The following is a 15,178-nucleotide window of genomic DNA, read 5'->3' on the forward strand; positions in this document are numbered from 1 at the left end:
GGCCTATTTCTCCTTTTCCATGACGGATGATACGATCCCCAGGTCTTTGTCTCCCCTTCCGGAGAGGTTGACGATGAGAATGTCTGTTTTGGGCCGCCCGGGCGCTTCCTTGATGACGCAGGCAACGGCATGGGAGCTTTCCAGGGCCGGAATGATGCCCTCGGTACGGCAGAGCAGGTGAAAGGCGGCCATGGCCTCTTTATCGTCGATGGCCGTGTATCTGACCCGGCCCGTGTCCTTTAAAAAAGCGTGTTCCGGCCCCACGCCCGGATAGTCCAGGCCGGCGGAAACCGAGTGCACCGGCGCGATCTGGCCGAACCGGTCCTGAAGCACATAGGACTTTGAGCCGTGCAGCACGCCGGTCACCCCCCGGTTCAGGGTGGCGGCGTGGCGATTGGTGTCAAGGCCTTCGCCGCCCGCCTCCACGCCCACCATCTCCACGGTGTCGGAAAGAAACGGATAAAAAATTCCCAGGGCGTTGCTGCCGCCGCCCACGCAGGCCACCAGCAGGTCCGGCAGCCGGCCCGTGACCTCCAGTATCTGTCGCCGGGTTTCATCGCCGATGATTCTCTGAAAGTCGCGGACCATCACCGGGTAGGGATGGGGCCCGGCCACGGACCCGATCACGTAAAAGGTGTCCCGCACCCGGGCCACCCAGTGGCGCAGGGCCTCGTTCATGGCGTCCTTCAACGTGCCGGAACCCGAGTCCACCGGTGTCACCGTGGCGCCCAGCAGCTTCATCCGCATCACGTTCGGGGCCTGGCGCTGGATATCCTCAACCCCCATAAAGACTTCACAGGTCATGTCCAGCAGGGCCGCGGCCGTGGCCGTGGCAACGCCGTGCTGGCCGGCCCCGGTCTCGGCGATCACCCGGTTTTTACCCATCCACTTGGCAAGCAACGCCTGGCCGATGGTGTTGTTGATCTTGTGAGCCCCGGTATGGGCCAGGTCCTCCCGCTTCAGATAGATGGCGGCCCCGCCCAGGTGGGCCGTCAGCCGTTTAGCGAAAAACAGGGGCGTGGGTCGGCCCACGTAATCGGCCAGCAGGCCCCCCAGCTCTTTTTGAAACGCCGGGTCAATCATGATCTGGCGCCGCTTTTCGTCCAGTTCCAGGACCGCCGGCATCAGGGTCTCGGCAAGGTACATGCCGCCGTACTGCTCAAAATGACCGGTCGTGTCCGGGCGGGCAGTCGCCGGCGTCTGGTGTGAAACATGGGAACGCATCAGAATATCCTCCTTAAGGGTCTTTCCGGGCTTGTGCCGGAAACGGTCTGTTGTATGTTGTTTATAAATAAAGCGATTTTGTTCATGTCCTTGATGCCGGGCGCGGCCTCCACGCCGGAGCTGACATCCACGGCATCGGGCAGGGCCGCCGAAACTGCCGCGGCAATGTTTTCCAGTGACAGCCCGCCGGCCAACACCAGGGGCGCGTGCCGGGCCACCGGTTTCGCATCGGCCCAATTCCAGGTTTTGGCGTTGCCGCCGGGAAGTGTGCCGGAGCCGCATTCAGCCAGCAGGGCCGAGGCCGTATGATAAAGCGGGCCGGTGTCCAACCCCGGGGTTTTTGATCCGAACAGGGCCTTGATCACGATCAGCCCCTGTCGGCGGAGCCGGGTCACAAGCTCCGGCGGCTCGCTCCCGTGAAGCTGCACGCCGTTCAGGCCGCAAAAACCCACTTTTCCCATGATGGTTTCATAGGATGCGTTGACAAACACGCCAACGGTCTGGATTTTTCCGGCCACGGCCGCGCAGATTTCCCTGGCCTGCTCGTCACTGAGGTCACGCGGACTTTTTTCAAAAAACACGCAGCCGATGGCGTCGACACCCAGGTCCGCGCACTGTTCAGCCTGCGCCGGCGTGGTAATGCCGCAGATTTTAATTTGGGGCATGTTGAATTTTGTTTCCATTTCATTCTATGCCTAATCCTAATCATACTCGTGCTCGTAATCGTTCTTTCCTGTCTTTTCGATCACGAGTGAGAGCACGAGCAAGAGTATGATTTTTCGTTTATGTTGTTAAAAGCTGTTTCAGAAAGCTCACCGTATCTTCCGCCCGGACAAGGCTTTCGCCGATCAGAAAGTTATATATACCGGCCGCTTTTGTCCGCTCGATATCTTCCCGTGAACCAATGCCACTGGCCGCCACCGGCACCTGGTCCGGCCCGAAATTTGAAACCAGCCGGGTGGCCACGGCAATGTCGGTTTTAAAGGTTTTCAGGTCCCGGTTGTTGATGCCGATCAGTTTTGCGCCCGCGTTTGTGGCAGTCTCAAGGTCGTTTTCATCATGGATTTCCACCAACGTGTCCAGGCCCAGCGCCCTGCACAGGCCGATAAGATCGGACAGCATGGTTTGGGTCAGAATCCTTACGATCAGGAGCACGGCATCGGCCCCGGCTGCCGCTGACTCGTAAACCTGGTAGTCGCTGAGAATAAACTCTTTTCTTAACACCGGCAGGGAACAGGCCTTGCGGGCCTGCTTCAGGTCGGAAAGGGAACCTTTGAAGTAGGGCGCGTCGGTGAGCACCGAAATCGCCGCGGCCCCGCCGGCCTCGTATTTTGCGGCACAGTCGGCAGGATCCAGATCGGCCTGAATGATTCCCCTGGAAGGCGAGGCCCGCTTGATCTCCGCGATGATGCCAGTCCCGCCCTGCGCATGGACCTGTCGCAGGTTTTCGGCAAAGGGCCTTTTTGAATCCCGGTCCCCGGCCATGGCCTTTAATTCAGCTTCCGGTACGCGAAGCCGGGCCGCAGTGACCGCTTCGGTTTTTGTCTGTACGATCTGTGTCAGAATGTCGGCCATCACATTATCCGTTGGATTTGGTAAATTCAATCAGTTGTTCCAGCTTCTCGTGGGCCTTGCCGCTGTCAATAATCTGGCCGGCAAGGGCCACGCCCGCTTTCAGGTCTTCGGCTTTGCCAGCGGCCACCAGGGCGGCCCCGGCATTGACCACCACCACGTTTCGCCGGGGGCCTTTTTCTTTTCCCGAAAGAATGTGCCGGGTGATTTGCGCGTTTTCAGAAGGCGTGCCTCCGGCCATATCTTCGGGTCTGGCCCGGTCCTCAAAAAAGTGTTCCGGGGAAATATCGTAGGTCTGCACCCGGCCATCGTTCAACTCAGAGACTCGGGTGGACGCGCACACCGAAATTTCGTCCAGGCCGTCGTGGCCGTGAACCACAAAAGCCCGCCTGGCGCCCAGCAGGTTGAGGGCGTCGGCAAACATCTCGGTAAGCTGGGGCGCAAACACGCCCAGTACCTGGCAGTTAGCCGCCGCCGGGTTGGTCAGGGGGCCCAGCATGTTGAAGATGGTGCGCACCCCCAGCTCTTTTCTGGGCACGATGGCATATTTCATGGCGCCGTGAAACAGGGGGGCAAACAGGAAACCGATACCGATTTCATTAACCGCTTCCTCGGCCACTTCCGGCTGAGTATCCAGTTTTACCCCAAGGGCCTCCAGCACGTCGGCGCTGCCGCACTTGCTGGATACCGACCGGTTGCCGTGCTTGGCCACGCAGATCCCGGCCCCGGCTACCACAAAGGCCGATGTAGTGGAGATATTAAACGTGTGGGCCCCGTCCCCGCCGGTGCCGCAGGTGTCCACCACAACAGGCGAGGCCGCCTGAATACGGGTGGCTTTCCGGCGCATGGCCTCGGCGGCGCCGGCCAGTTCCTCAAAAGTCTCCCCCTTGGTGGCCAGGGCCGCCATAAAGGCCCCGATCTGGGCATCGGTAAGGTTGCCGGAAAAGATATCGGAGAAAATCCTGTCCATCTCCTCCCGTGAAAGGTCTTTTCTATTAATGATTTTTGAAAGTGTCTGTGAAAACATCGGCGCCTCCGTTTCTATTGTTGTTACATCGTAAGAAAGTTCTTTAATATCCGTTTGCCTTTTGGGGTCATGATTGATTCCGGATGGAACTGGATGCCCACGGTGGGGTGTTGCCTGTGGCGCATACCCATGATCTCCCCGTCTTCGTCCTCGGCGCAGATTTCCAGACAATCCGGCAGGGTCTTTTTTTCCACGGCCAGGGAGTGATACCGCATGGCGGTAAAAGGGGAGGGGATGCCTTCAAAAATCGAGACCGGGCCGGTGGTCACGGCCGAGGTTTTGCCGTGCATGAGCCGCCGGGCAGCCACAATGGTACCGCCAAAGGCCTGGCCGATGGCCTGGTGGCCCAGGCAGACACCCAGGATGGGGGCGCGGCCTGAAGCGTGGCGAATCAGGTCAAGGGAGATACCGGCACTGTCCGGCCGGCCCGGCCCGGGGGAGATCACGATGTGGGAAGGAGCCATGCGGTCTACCTCGGCCACGGTGATCTCGTCGTTTCTGGCCACGAGCACTTCGGCACTGAGCATGCGAAGGTACTGGACCAGGTTGTAGGTAAAGGAGTCATAGTTGTCGATCATCAGAATCATAATCCGCCTCATTTAAAACGGCGACAGCGCCTGTTGTTTAAATCCAAATCGGTATCGGTATCGGTATCGAAATCGAACCCCATATTCTTCTGGATATTTATGATTTAATGGGTGTGTTGTCTGCCGGCCAGTTCCAGGGCTTTCTGAATGGCCCTGGCCTTGTTCACGGTTTCAACGCGCTCCTTTTCCGGGTCCGAGTCGGCCACGATGCCGGCTCCGGCCCGCACCGTGAGACAATCGTCTTCAATGCAGGCCGTGCGGATGGTGATGGCCAGATCCATGTTGCCGCTGAAGGAGATATATCCCACGGCTCCGCCATACGGTCCCCGGGGACCCTTTTCAAGCTCATCGATGATCTGCATGGCCCGGATTTTGGGCGCGCCGGAAAGGGTGCCGGCCGGAAAGGTGGCGGCCAGCAGGTCCCACGCGTCAAGGTCCCGTTCAAGGTCGCAGCGTACGTTTGAGACCAGGTGCATCACATGAGAGTAGCGCTCCACCACCATCAGGTCGGTGACCTGTACCGTGCCGGTGACCGCCACCCGGCCCAGGTCGTTTCTGCCCAGGTCCACCAGCATCAGGTGCTCGGCCCTTTCTTTTTCGTCCTTCAGCATTTCATCGGCCAGTGCCCGGTCCTCCTGTTCGGTCCTTCCCCGGGGCCGGGTGCCGGCAATGGGCCGCACCGTAGCGATGCGGTTTTCAAGCCGCACCATGGTTTCCGGCGATGACCCCACCAGGGCCGTTTCCCCGATGTGCAGAAAGAAAAGGTATGGCGACGGGTTGATGTACCGCTGGGCCCGGTAAAGGGTCCAGAGATCCGGGGCCGGGCAGCAGGAAAAGGGCTGGGACAGCACCGCCTGAATGATTTCACCCTGGCGGATATAGTCCTTGGTGACCCCGACCATTGTTCTGTAATCCTCATCTGTTCTTTCAGGGGCCAGCACACAGGGGGCTGCGGCTGAGTTGCCGGCCTCCACGGGCAGGGGCGCCTGCACCACGGCAAGCAGTTTTTCAACCCGCTTTTCCGCCGCCTCGTAAGCCGCGTCAATGCTTTTTGCTGATCGGGTAAAGGCAATGGCCAGGGCTACCAGCGTGTGGCGGATGTTGTCAAAGATGATCAGCTCGTCCGGAATCATGAAAGCGGCAATGGGCCGGTCTTCGGGGAGCCGGTTGGGAATCTTTTCAAAAAATGAGACCATTTCGTAGGTAAAATACCCCACCAGCCCGCCCCAGAACCGGGGCAGGCCAGGCATCTCGGCCGGCGTGTAGTCGGCCATGATGTTTCGCAGGATTTGCAGGGGCAAGCCGTTGTGTCGAATCCGCTGCACCGTGCCGTTGTCCAAAATCTCCACGTGGTCCCGGAACAGTTTTACATGGGCCTTTGCCGATGCCCCCAGAAAGCTGTACCGGCCCCACCGCTCGCCGCCTTCCGCGCTTTCAAACAGGAAAATCGGCCCTTTTCCGGTGTAGAGCTTTTTCAAGATAGAGACCGGAGTCTCGGTATCCGCCAGAATCTCGGCGCACACGGGAATGGTGTTGGCGGTCTGCGCCATCTCACGAAATGCCGTTTTGTCCGGAAACTGTTGAAGGATCATCGTTGTTGTCCTTGTCTGTTGTTCGAATAATAAAAAAAGGCCGCATGCTCTTTTGAGCCTGCGGCCTTTTTTATTTTAAAAACAAAAAAACCGCAGGCGTTCTTTTTGGTCGCCTACGGTTTGGTTTACGCTATGTCTGACAGTATCAAGCGCCGTGGGCGGACCGAACGGACCAGACCCACCACCACCAGTTACCCTGGTTTGCCTTGACGAAAGTTGACACTGTCTTGGATTCCATCTGCTTTTACTTTCACAAAAGTCTGTTTGATACGCCGTCTATTATGGTATGTATAAGCCGCTTGTCAAGCGAAAAAACATTGACGGCTTCGTAAAAAGTCCAATTTCTGCGTTGCGCTGCATCCCTCGTCACTGCGGCGTACGACAAGTACGCCTCATTCCTCGGGCTTTGCGACGCCTTGAACTTGAACTTTTTACTTTGCCGTTTTGTTTCGGACTTTTTACGATATTATTAATATTCGAAAGGCGGAAATCGATGATTGCCGAAATCCTGGCCACAGGGAACGAGGTGCTGTCCGGCACCATTGCCGACACAAATGCCGCGCATATCGCGCAGATCCTGGAAGCGGCCGGCATTGAGGTACGGCGTCACACCTGCGTGGGCGATGACCTTGACCATATCGCGGCGGCGGTGACGGAAATTTGCGCACGGGCCGATGTGCTGCTGGTCACCGGCGGGCTGGGTCCCACCGGTGACGATTTGACCACCGCGGCTGTGGCCCGTGCTGCCAAAAAAAAGCTGGTACTCGACCCCGATGCCGAACATTCCATGAAAACCTATTTTGTGCAGCGCAAGCGTTCCATGCAGCCGTCGGACGCCAAGCAGGCCATGCTGCCGGAAGGGGCACAGTGTATCGTCAACGACATCGGCACGGCCCCGGGGTTCATGCTTGCCATGGGCCACTGTCATGTGTTTGTGATGCCCGGCGTGCCCCACGAGATGAAGCAGATGCTTGAAACCGGGGTGATGCCCCGCATCGAGACATTGCAGGGCGGCGGCCGGCTTTATGCCGCGTCCCGAACCCTGACCGTGTTTGGCCTGCCCGAGTCCACTGTGGGGGAACGCATGGCCGGTTTTGGCGCCGCTCTTCCCGGCATGCGTTATGGTATTCGGGTCAGGTTTCCGGAAATTTTTATCAAGGTTTCCACCCGGCAGCCGGACTCGCGAACCGCCCAGGACCTGGCCGGACAGGCCTGTCAGTGGGTGAAAAAACAGGTGGGGGAGAGCGTTTTTTCCGATGCGGGCCTTGCTCTGGAAGCCGAGGTGGGCCGGCTGCTGGTTTCCGCCAAGGCCACCGTGGCAGTGGCCGAGAGCTGTACCGGCGGCCTGATCGCAGACCTTCTGACCGGTGTCCCCGGCAGCTCGGACTATTTTCTTTTTTCCGGCGTCACCTATGCCAACCAGGCCAAGGTCGATGTGCTGGGCGTATCACCGCAAACCATTGAAACCCATGGCGCGGTTTCAGAAGAAACGGTAAAGGAGATGGCCGACGGGGTCCGGCGGGTTGCCGGCGCCACCTTCGGCCTTGCCACCAGCGGCATTGCCGGGCCCTCAGGCGGCACCAAAGAAAAGCCCGTGGGCACGGTGTGCATCGGCCTGGCAGGGCCTGACGGGGTGCAGACCTCCCATGTCTGCCTGTCGTTTCAGAACCGGAGCATGAACAAGCGGCTGTTTGCTTTTCTGGCGCTGGAGACCCTGCGCAGAAAGTTACTGTAACGTTATTATCCAAATCGGAATCGGTACCGAAATCAAACTCGCAAAAAAATGATCCCGATCCCGATAGCGATTGATACGAATGAATCACCCATACACCATCATTGATACCGCTGTTGTGCGGGTGGGCAGTCTGATCGACGGCACGGGTAGACCTGCGCGAAAAGATCTGTTTGTGCGGGTGGAAAAGGGAATGGTTCAGGCCATAACGGATACGGTGCCGTCCGGACCGCATGATCTGATCGACCTGTCCGGCTGCACCGTGCTGCCCTGCCTGATCGACAGCCATGTTCACCTTTTTCTGTCCGGCAGCCTGGATTCGGAAGAACACCGTCGGCAGATGGCCGCCGGATTTGAGGATGCGTGCCGGACCATAGCGGAAAATATCGATTGCCAGCAGTCCTGCGGCGTGCTGACCGTGCGCGACGGCGGTGATGGCCGGGCCCATGTGTCGCGTTTTTTGCGGGATAGAGTTGAAAAGGGGCACAGCCTTTTTCTTGCGCAGACCCCTAGCAGGGGATGGTTCAAGGCGGGCCGTTACGGAAAACTGGTGGGCGGCGAGCCCCTGCCGGAAAGCGCTTTTCTGGAAGCCATCACCGGGCAGATGGCCGCCGGTGCTGATCATGTCAAGCTGGTCAACTCGGGATTAAACAGCCTGACCCGATTCGGTGTGCAGACGACGCCGCAGTTTACACCGGACGAGCTTGCCGCCATTGTGGCATTGGCCCACGGGGCCGGGCGGCCGGTGATGGTCCATGCCAATGGCGAAATTCCTGTTCGTCAGGCCGTGGAGGCCGGAGTAGATTCCATTGAGCACGGGTATTTCATGGGGACCGATAACCTGTTACGAATGGCCGAACGGCAGACCTTCTGGGTGCCCACCCTGGCGCCCATGCATGCTTTTGCCCAGACCACCGTTGATTTCAGCGGCGTGGCGGCCCGCACGCTTGAGCACCAGATGGGGCAGCTTGCCTTTGCCCGCCGGGTCGGGGTAAAGGTGGCCCTGGGCACGGATGCCGGCAGCCCCGGCGTTTATCACGGCACGGGTGTGATTCGCGAGCTTGAACTTTTTATGGCCGCTGGCTACACCATGGAAGAGGCCGTTGGCTGTGCCGCGGTTTGCAATGCCGACCTGCTCGGCCTGGCCGACCGTGGAAGAATCGCACCGGACATGCCGGCGCTGTGGGCCGTTGTGTCGGGAGATGCAGGTAGGCTTCCCGCCAGTCTGGCCCAGGCGGTTGTGTATGCGGGGAAGGGTTGACGGACAGGGATTTGTGCTTATTTTAATCAGGTAATGACAGCGCCGGGCAGAGCAGGCGCAACAGTGAAACCGGCGGGGAACGGCTTAATTTTCCTGCCATCCGGATTGGCATCGGTATCAGCGTCGGAAAAAATCGATTTCGATAGCGATCCCGATTTCGATTTGGATAAAATACGAACTTCGGCGGGCCGGAGTCATAACAGGGAGGACCCATGGGATCTTTTAAATACTACATTCCGGGACTGCTGCTGCTGGGCGGTTCCTTTCTGATCATCGCCTTCCCCCAGATTCTGGTGGCCATTGTGGCGGCCATGGTGTTTATGGCCGGTATCACGGCCCTGGGCCTTGGCAACATGATGAAAAACTACGAACAGGAGCTGAAAAACCGGGGTGAAGGCGGTTTTGCGGAGATGTTCTTCCGGCGGCGGGGCCGCTGGTAGTGAAGCGGTCACCCGGTTTTCGGCCGGGAAACCAGCACCACGCGCAGGTCCATCACATTGGTATTGGTGGGCCCGGTAATCAGAAGGCTGTTCAGCTTTTTAAAAAATGTAAAAGAATCGTTATCCGCCAGGTAGTGGGCCGGCGTCAGTCCGGCCTGTGCCGCCCTTGAGGCGGTGCGGTTGCTGACCACGGCGCCGGCGGCATCGGTGGGCCCGTCCGTTCCGTCCGTGCCGCCGCTTAATACTACGATATGTTTGTGTTCCGCGATATCATCTGTTAATGCCAGGCAGAATTCCTGGTTTCTTCCTCCCTTTCCCGCCCCCCTTATTGTTACCGTGGTTTCCCCGCCGGACAGCAGGCAGGCCGGCGGACAAACAGGGTTACCCGTCTTTAATATCTCTTTGGCCATGGTGCCGTGCATGCGGGCCACATCCCGGGTTTTTCCTTCCATCTTGGATGAAAGAATCAGCGTCTGGTACCCCAGACGGCGTGCCTTGTCCGCGGCGGCCGCCAGGGCCGCGGTGTTGTCCGCGCAGATATGGGTAACCACCTTTTCAAACACCGGGTCCCCGGGTTTGGGTGTCTCTGTTTTCAGGCCGGCAGCGCCTTTCTGAATATGGTGGATTACCGATGCCGGCAGGCGGTTTTTCAGTTGATAGGTGTCGATAATCCGCAGACAGTCGGCAAAGGTGGTGGGATCGGCCACGGTGGGGCCTGAGGCAATGGTGGAAAGATCGTCTCCCACCACGTCGGAGATCACCAGACAGAGGAGTGTGGCCGGAAACACGGCCCTGGCCAGCAGCCCCCCTTTGATCGCTGAAAGGTGTTTGCGCAGGGTATTGATTTCTGTGATGGTGGCGCCGCAGGCCAGCAGTTCATGCATGGCGGCCTGTTTGTCGGCAAGCGTGATGCCGGGGGCGGGCAGGGGAAGCAGGGCCGACCCGCCGCCGGAGAGCAGGCAGATCACCAGGTCTTTTTTTGACGCGCTTTGTGCCAGGGCCAGAATGCGTTGCGCGTTTTTCAGGCCCCCGGCATCGGGAATCGGGTGGCCGCCTTCCCCCAGTTCTGTTTTTTGCAGCAGATGGGTATGACCATATTTTACGCTGAGAAGGCCGCCGGTCAACCGGTCCCCCATCAGGGTCTCAACAGCGGCGGCCATGGGGGCCGCCGCCTTGCCCGCGCCGATGACGGAAATGTGATCAAAGGCACCGGGATCAAAAGTGCGATCCGCTACTTTCAGCTTGCCCTTTTCAAGGTGGCAGCAGGCCGCCACCGCCGCTTTCGGCTCAACCGCGGCAAGGCCGGCAAAAAAGATTTCCTCTGCATGGGCTTTCATTTTATCGAGGATGGTGTCGGCGGGGGACATGGGCGTTTTCCGGGTACGGTTTTCGGTGTGGACGGCTTTTTTGTTTTTTCATTGTACGTTTGTCCGCGGGGCCGGGTCAAGCCCATGCTTTGTTTTCTTGACAAGGAGACGGACTTGATTTTAACTTGAAGAACAATCAAACAGGGCCGGAATACGTCCGTCCTTTTTCCAAGGAGTGTCCATCCATTAATCATGAGGACACGATAAAGGTTTCCAATCCAGAAATGAGAAAAGGCCATTTGTGGATGGAAACCAAGGAGAGACCATGGAGCTTAGAGGGGAGTTTCTTATCGCCATGCCCATGCTGACCGACCCCAATTTCCGGCAGACCGTGGTGTGCATCTGCGAACATTCGGCGGACGGCGCTCTGGGCCTGATTGTAAATCGGATATATCCGGCCCTGACTGCCAAGGATATTTTTGAAGAACTGAAGATGAAATATGTCCCGGAAACCGGGCCGCTTCCCGTATACAACGGCGGGCCTGTGCACACCGGCGACCTGTTTGTGCTTCACGAACCGCCCTTTGGCTGGGAGGGATGCCGGCCCATAAGACCCGACCTGGCCCTGACCAACACCAAAGACCTTCTGGCGGCCATTGCCGAGGGGCAGGGACCCCGGCGGTTTTTGATCCTGCTGGGCTATGCCGGCTGGGGGCCGGACCAGCTGGAGGCCGAGGTCCTGGAAAATTCCTGGCTCACGGTGCCGGTAGACCAGCGTGTAATTTTTGACACGCCGGTTGCGCGGCGGTGGGCTGACGCCATGAAGCTGATGAACATTCCCGATCCCGCCTTTCTGTCCGGTATATCGGGCAGTGCGTAGCCCGCTGTATTCATTTTTTCGATTCATCTCACTTCAAATCTTACTCGTGCTCTTGCTCGTAATCGTGATCGGAATAAAAGGGGAAACACAAATACGCATTCGATCACGAGCAAGAGTGCGATGAAAGTAGAAAAAAAGATATACAACCATTTTCTCCCTGCTCACCGGATTTTTCCTGTTTCGATTTCAGGCTGTTTTTGGCGGTTAATATCTTGAAATGCAACAGGTGTCGGTGTATGGTAGACGCTTGTTTGTGAAGGCCCTGCCCCGAACATTCCATGCAGATCCGGGCTGAGGTGACGACTTCTGAACTTAAACCGTCGGAATGAAAGACAATGAAAACTTACACGGTCCTGAAGGAACGACTCAAGAGCCTGAATACGGCCCTGTTGGACACCATGGCCGAAGCCCAGGCCATGCCCGGTGTGGCGCCGGACGCGTTCGAGCGGTGGCAGGCCACCTGCCGGACCGTGCTGCGGCAACTGGATGATGATGTGGTTCGGGTGGCGGTGGTGGGACCCATCAAGTCGGGCAAGAGTACGGTGGTCAACTCGATTTTCAGGGGAGATTACCTGAAGCGGGGCGCCGGTGTTGTGACCTCCATGGTCACAAAGGTACGCAGCGGCGAACGGCTCTGCGCCCGGCTGGTTTTCAAGTCCTGGGAGGGGATCAATTCCGATATTGAACGGGCCGTTGTGATGCTGCCCACTATCCACATTCCTTCCAACGGCGATGGCCTGGATATCCGTGACAAAGCCACCCGTCAGGCCCTTGCCGGCGCACTGGACAACCTGCCCCGTGAGTACCTGATTGCCAAGGACAGCCGGAACATGAACAGTGTGCTTCTGGCCAATTATCTTGCAGGCTATGACGAGGTGGCCGCCACTATCGGCGACGACACCCGGACGAAGGTGTTTGAGCAGGACCAGTTTGCACGGCACCGGGATTTTGCAGCCGATGACCGGCTGTCGGTTTACCTGGAAGACATTCAGCTGGACATCGATTCCGTGGAGATGGATCCCACCATTGAAATCGCGGACTGCCAGGGCAGCGACTCGCCCAACCCGTTGCACCTGGCCCGGATTCAGGACTACCTGCTGTTGACCAACCTTACGGTGTACGTGGTGAGCAGCCGTACAGGCCTGCGTCAGGCCGACATCAATTTTCTTTCCATGATCGACCGCATGGGCATATCCGATCACCTGGTTTTTGTGGTCAACTGTGACCTGGACGAGCATGAAACCTTAAAAAGCCTGACCGATCTTGTTCAGCGGATTCGAAACGAAATTTCCCTGATCAAGTCCGACCCGGAAGTACACGTTTTTTCAGGGCTGCTCAATCTGTTCCGGTCCCAGAGCGCTGACCAGCTGAGCGAAAAAGACGCCCGGCGTCTGTCCATCTGGCAGATGGAGGATTCTCTGGTACGGTTTTCCGATGAGGGAACCGGCTCCTTTGAGGCATCGCTCTACCACAAGCTGAACCGGCAGCGCTATGCCTTGCTGCTGAAAAACCATGTGCAGCGGCTTTCCCTGGTTGCCTCGGGCCTTTCCCAATGGGCCTCGGCCAACCTCAGTCTGCTTAAGGAGGACGAGCAGAGCGCGGCTTCCATTTTTGAGGGCACCCGGCGGCACAAGGAGAAGCTGGACCGGGCCGGCATTCTTCTAAAAAGCACACTGGACGGATCGGCCCGCAAGCTGAAAAAAGACCTTAAATCCGATATCGACCGTTTCTTTGACCCAAAGGCCGGCGAGGTCATGCCCGAGTTGATCTCCTTTATCCGGAACTATCAGGTAGACCTGGGCAAATATGAACAGACCCTGGCCACGGCCGGGTTTTCCAATGTACTTTACATGGCGTTCCAGGAGTTCAAGCAGACCCTGGATGTTTTCATGGCAGAGAGCATCAACCCCAAGGTCCTGGGGTTTGTTCGAAAGCAGGAACAGAAGATCGCCGACTATTTTGAGTCCATTGCCGAATCCTTTGACAGCATGGCAAGAGATGCCATTGCCGAATACAAAAAGGCCATGAAGGACCTTGGCATTCCCACCCAGGCCGGGGACCAGGGGGCCATCAAAACCCGGGACATCACCCTGGTCAAGGCCCAGAGCGGGCTTCAACTGCCCCCTGCCGTGTTTGCCATGAACTACACGGGCAAGATCCGCACCGAGGCGGTGATGCGGCTGGGGGTGTATTCCGCGGGAAAGTTTTTCAAGAAGCTTTTGAAAAAGCCGGTCAAAACTGAAAAAGAGGGCGAATTGCGGGCCCTGAAGGACGGCATGGGCCGAATTTTGCGTGAAACTGAAAAGGGGATTGTTTTCCATTTTAAAAGCTACCGGGAGAACATCAAATTTCAGTATGTGTTGAAGCTGGCAGAGGCCGTGTCCGACAGTTTTTACAACGCGGTTCTGGACCGGTTCCGGGCCTACAGCGCGGACATCTCCAGTATTCGGGACGCGGTGGTGGAAAAGCGGGTAGACAAGGAACAGATGGCCCAGGCATTGGCATCCCTGGCCGAAACAGTTTTAGATAAGGGACAAAAGATTGTCGAACTGTCCGGAGATCTGGCCTCTGCCGCCGACGTTCAGGACATGCCTTCCCGGCAGGAATAGACCGTCTGACATCCCTGGAATCAATAAGTTGTCGTATGCCGGATCGACCGTTTTATGGAGGAGCAGAAAATGAGCAGAGTGATTGCGATTGCCAATGAAAAGGGAGGGGTGGGTAAAACCGCCATGGCCATCAATCTGGGGGCGGCCCTGTCACAGGAGAACAAGCGGGTGCTCGTCGTGGACATGGATCCCCAGCACAACGCCACCATCGGCCTGGGCGTGCAGGTGGATGACGAGACCCTTTCGGTTTACGATCTGATCGTGGAAACCGAGGATGTGTCGGCTGGCGACACCATTGTTCAGACCCAGTGGGAAAACCTCGACCTGCTGCCGTCCCATCCGGACCTGGCCGGCGCCGAGGTGGAGATCATCGACACCCCGGGCCGGGAGCGCAAACTGGCTCAGGCCCTGGCCGGTGTGGAAGACGCGTACGATTTTGTTCTTGTGGATACGCCGCCCAGCCTCTCCCTGCTCACGGTCAACGTGTTTGCCTATGTGCGGGAGGTGATCATTCCCTGCCAGATGCATCCCTATTCCTACGCGGCTTTAGAGAGCCTGTTCGACACCCTGGATATCATTCGTGAAGGGATCAACAGCGATCTTTCCGTGACCGCCATTGTGCCGACCTTTTATGACAAACGGACCGGTTTGAGTGAGATGATTCGGGAAAAGCTGTTAAAGGACGGCCGGTACAGCGACTTTGTCTCCCAGGCGGTGATCCGAACCAACACCGCCGTTGCCTACAGCACCGAGGCGGGCAAACCAGTGGTTTTTGCCAGCCGCCGCAGCTACGGCGCATGGGATTACACCCGTCTGGCCGAGGAGCTGCTGGCGGGGCAATAGAGGGGAAATCTTTTCTGGGTGGCACGGGCGAAGGCCGCAGGCCTTGCCCGTGGGTTGTGTCTGCGTCGTCCGTTTCCAGCACGGGCAAGCTTCGCTTCCCCCGG

At 58.1% G+C, this 15,178-nt stretch carries 13 protein-coding genes; 6 read left to right on the forward strand and 7 right to left on the reverse strand.

What is annotated here, in order from left to right:
• Positions 1-3 precede the first annotated feature (3 nt).
• The 6 genes from trpB to DOLE_RS08070 form a co-directional block, all read right to left on the reverse strand.
• Positions 4-1,224 carry a tryptophan synthase subunit beta gene (gene trpB / locus DOLE_RS08045; protein WP_012174984.1) on the reverse strand — a complete coding sequence of 407 codons (1,221 nt, stop codon included), beginning with the start codon at positions 1,222-1,224 and terminating at the stop codon, positions 4-6.
• The gene (locus DOLE_RS08050; RefSeq protein WP_232362736.1) at positions 1,224-1,889 is read right to left on the reverse strand and encodes a phosphoribosylanthranilate isomerase; all 666 of its coding nucleotides are present in this window, start codon (positions 1,887-1,889) and stop codon (positions 1,224-1,226) included. The genes trpB and DOLE_RS08050 overlap by 1 nt, the downstream gene beginning before the upstream one ends.
• 118 nt (positions 1,890-2,007) lie before the next feature.
• Positions 2,008-2,799: an indole-3-glycerol phosphate synthase TrpC gene (gene trpC / locus DOLE_RS08055; protein WP_012174986.1), complete on the reverse strand. Its 792-nt coding sequence runs from the start codon at positions 2,797-2,799 to the stop codon at positions 2,008-2,010.
• A gap of 4 nt (positions 2,800-2,803) precedes the next feature.
• Positions 2,804-3,823, reverse strand: a complete 1,020-nt coding sequence (trpD, locus tag DOLE_RS08060) for an anthranilate phosphoribosyltransferase (protein WP_012174987.1) — start codon at positions 3,821-3,823, stop codon at positions 2,804-2,806.
• Positions 3,824-3,846: 23 nt separating this feature from the next.
• Entirely contained in the window at positions 3,847-4,410 is a 564-nt protein-coding gene (locus DOLE_RS08065) for an anthranilate synthase component II (protein ID WP_012174988.1), read from the reverse strand.
• Positions 4,411-4,514: 104 nt separating this feature from the next.
• Positions 4,515-6,002 carry an anthranilate synthase component I gene (locus tag DOLE_RS08070; protein WP_012174989.1) on the reverse strand — a complete coding sequence of 496 codons (1,488 nt, stop codon included), beginning with the start codon at positions 6,000-6,002 and terminating at the stop codon, positions 4,515-4,517.
• Between the two features lie 493 nt (positions 6,003-6,495).
• Here DOLE_RS08070 and DOLE_RS08075 point away from each other — a divergent pair, with 493 nt between their 5' ends.
• The 3 genes from DOLE_RS08075 (at position 6,496) to DOLE_RS08085 (ending at position 9,435) form a co-directional block, all read left to right on the forward strand.
• Positions 6,496-7,737 (forward strand): competence/damage-inducible protein A, encoded by a 1,242-nt coding sequence (locus DOLE_RS08075; protein WP_012174990.1) that lies wholly within the window; start codon positions 6,496-6,498, stop codon positions 7,735-7,737.
• 79 nt (positions 7,738-7,816) lie between these two features.
• Entirely contained in the window at positions 7,817-8,995 is a 1,179-nt protein-coding gene (locus DOLE_RS08080; protein WP_012174991.1) for an amidohydrolase family protein, read from the forward strand.
• Positions 8,996-9,207: 212 nt separating this feature from the next.
• Positions 9,208-9,435 carry a hypothetical protein gene (locus DOLE_RS08085; protein WP_012174992.1) on the forward strand — a complete coding sequence of 76 codons (228 nt, stop codon included), beginning with the start codon at positions 9,208-9,210 and terminating at the stop codon, positions 9,433-9,435.
• 8 nt (positions 9,436-9,443) lie between these two features.
• On the opposite strand, the gene DOLE_RS08090 is transcribed toward DOLE_RS08085, so the two are convergent.
• Positions 9,444-10,802: a glycerate kinase type-2 family protein gene (locus tag DOLE_RS08090; protein ID WP_012174993.1), complete on the reverse strand. Its 1,359-nt coding sequence runs from the start codon at positions 10,800-10,802 to the stop codon at positions 9,444-9,446.
• A gap of 265 nt (positions 10,803-11,067) precedes the next feature.
• Here DOLE_RS08090 and DOLE_RS08095 point away from each other — a divergent pair, with 265 nt between their 5' ends.
• From DOLE_RS08095 to DOLE_RS08105, 3 genes are all read left to right on the forward strand, one after another.
• Positions 11,068-11,622 carry a YqgE/AlgH family protein gene (locus DOLE_RS08095; RefSeq protein WP_012174994.1) on the forward strand — a complete coding sequence of 185 codons (555 nt, stop codon included), beginning with the start codon at positions 11,068-11,070 and terminating at the stop codon, positions 11,620-11,622.
• Between the two features lie 335 nt (positions 11,623-11,957).
• Positions 11,958-14,231 (forward strand): dynamin family protein, encoded by a 2,274-nt coding sequence (locus tag DOLE_RS08100; protein WP_012174995.1) that lies wholly within the window; start codon positions 11,958-11,960, stop codon positions 14,229-14,231.
• 69 nt (positions 14,232-14,300) lie between these two features.
• Positions 14,301-15,074 carry a ParA family protein gene (locus tag DOLE_RS08105; protein ID WP_012174996.1) on the forward strand — a complete coding sequence of 258 codons (774 nt, stop codon included), beginning with the start codon at positions 14,301-14,303 and terminating at the stop codon, positions 15,072-15,074.
• Positions 15,075-15,178: the final 104 nt, after the last annotated feature.

It is taken from the genome of Desulfosudis oleivorans Hxd3, from assembly GCF_000018405.1.
Lineage (GTDB): Bacteria > Desulfobacterota > Desulfobacteria > Desulfobacterales > Desulfosudaceae > Desulfosudis > Desulfosudis oleivorans.

Excerpts from the sequence above, each read along its gene's own strand:
- DOLE_RS08085 (WP_012174992.1), top strand. The coding sequence starts at position 9,208 with ATGGGATCTTTTAAATACTACATTCCGGGACTGCTGCTGCTGGGCGGT.
- DOLE_RS08090 (WP_012174993.1), bottom strand. The coding sequence starts at position 10,802 with ATGTCCCCCGCCGACACCATCCTCGATAAAATGAAAGCCCATGCAGAG.
- DOLE_RS08095 (WP_012174994.1), top strand. The coding sequence starts at position 11,068 with ATGGAGCTTAGAGGGGAGTTTCTTATCGCCATGCCCATGCTGACCGAC.
- trpD (WP_012174987.1), bottom strand. The coding sequence starts at position 3,823 with ATGTTTTCACAGACACTTTCAAAAATCATTAATAGAAAAGACCTTTCA.
- trpC (WP_012174986.1), bottom strand. The coding sequence starts at position 2,799 with ATGGCCGACATTCTGACACAGATCGTACAGACAAAAACCGAAGCGGTC.
- DOLE_RS08070 (WP_012174989.1), bottom strand. The coding sequence starts at position 6,002 with ATGATCCTTCAACAGTTTCCGGACAAAACGGCATTTCGTGAGATGGCG.
- DOLE_RS08105 (WP_012174996.1), top strand. The coding sequence starts at position 14,301 with ATGAGCAGAGTGATTGCGATTGCCAATGAAAAGGGAGGGGTGGGTAAA.
- DOLE_RS08050 (WP_232362736.1), bottom strand. The coding sequence starts at position 1,889 with ATGCCCCAAATTAAAATCTGCGGCATTACCACGCCGGCGCAGGCTGAA.
- DOLE_RS08075 (WP_012174990.1), top strand. The coding sequence starts at position 6,496 with ATGATTGCCGAAATCCTGGCCACAGGGAACGAGGTGCTGTCCGGCACC.
- DOLE_RS08080 (WP_012174991.1), top strand. The coding sequence starts at position 7,817 with ATGAATCACCCATACACCATCATTGATACCGCTGTTGTGCGGGTGGGC.
- trpB (WP_012174984.1), bottom strand. The coding sequence starts at position 1,224 with ATGCGTTCCCATGTTTCACACCAGACGCCGGCGACTGCCCGCCCGGAC.
- DOLE_RS08100 (WP_012174995.1), top strand. The coding sequence starts at position 11,958 with ATGAAAACTTACACGGTCCTGAAGGAACGACTCAAGAGCCTGAATACG.
- DOLE_RS08065 (WP_012174988.1), bottom strand. The coding sequence starts at position 4,410 with ATGATTCTGATGATCGACAACTATGACTCCTTTACCTACAACCTGGTC.